This window comes from Pseudomonas sp. R62, assembly GCF_000257605.1.
Lineage (GTDB): Bacteria > Pseudomonadota > Gammaproteobacteria > Pseudomonadales > Pseudomonadaceae > Aquipseudomonas > Aquipseudomonas atacamensis.
The window spans coordinates 972,966-974,243 of the sequence record NZ_JH635998.1 but is presented as its reverse complement, the minus strand read 5'-3'; the positions used below and the strand labels follow the sequence as shown (position 1 = coordinate 974,243).

Genomic DNA, 1,278 nt, shown 5'->3' with positions numbered 1-1,278 from the left:
GTACAGGGCCTGAAAGGATCGCGCAATGTTTGAAAACTTAACCGACCGTCTCTCGCAGACGCTGCGCCATGTCACCGGCAAGGCCAAGCTGACCGAGGACAATATCAAAGACACCCTGCGTGAAGTGCGCATGGCGTTGCTCGAAGCTGACGTCGCATTGCCGGTGGTCAAGGACTTCGTCAATTCGGTCAAGGAGCGCGCTGTCGGCACCGAGGTGTCGCGCAGCCTGACGCCGGGCCAGGCATTCGTGAAGATCGTCCAGGCCGAACTCGAAAGCCTGATGGGCGCGGCCAACGAAGACCTCAACCTGAGTGCCGTTCCGCCAGCCGTGATTCTGATGGCCGGTCTGCAGGGCGCGGGTAAAACCACCACCGCCGGCAAACTGGCGCGCTTCCTTAAAGAGCGCAAGAAGAAGTCGGTCATGGTCGTGTCTGCGGACATTTACCGTCCGGCCGCGATCAAGCAGCTGGAAACCCTGGCCAACGACATCGGCGTGACGTTCTTCCCGTCCGACCTGAGCCAGAAGCCGGTCGACATCGCCAATGCGGCTATTAAAGAAGCCAAACTGAAATTCATCGACGTGGTCATCGTCGACACCGCCGGTCGTCTGCACATCGACGAAGAGATGATGGGCGAGATCAAGGCGCTGCACGCTGCGATCAACCCGGTTGAAACCCTGTTCGTGGTCGACGCCATGACCGGTCAGGACGCCGCCAACACGGCCAAGGCCTTCGGCGATGCGCTGCCGCTGACCGGTGTGATCCTGACCAAGGTCGACGGCGACGCCCGTGGCGGTGCCGCGCTGTCGGTGCGCGCCATCACCGGCAAGCCGATCAAGTTCATCGGTATGGGCGAGAAGAGCGAAGCGCTCGATCCGTTCCACCCTGAGCGTATCGCCTCGCGGATCCTCGGCATGGGCGACGTGCTCAGCCTGATCGAGCAGGCCGAAGCGACGCTGGACAAGGACAAGGCCGACAAACTGGCCAAGAAGCTGAAAAAGGGCAAGGGCTTCGACCTCGAAGACTTCCGCGATCAGCTGCAACAGATGAAGAATATGGGCGGCCTCGGCGGCCTCATGGACAAACTGCCGAGCATCGGCGGCGTCAACCTGTCGCAGATGGGCAATGCCCAGAACGCCGCAGAGAAGCAGTTCAAGCAGATGGAAGCCATCATCAATTCCATGACTCCGGCCGAGCGCCGCGACCCTGAGCTGATCAGCGGTTCGCGCAAGCGTCGGATCGCCATGGGTTCCGGCACGCAGGTGCAGGACATCGGCCG

At 61.6% G+C, this 1,278-nt stretch carries 1 protein-coding gene; it reads left to right on the top strand.

Annotated features, from left to right (window positions below):
* Positions 1-25: 25 nt before the first annotated feature.
* Positions 26-1,278: signal recognition particle protein (gene ffh, locus OQK_RS05855; RefSeq protein WP_038861119.1), on the top strand; the 1,253-nt coding region annotated here is incomplete at its 3' end.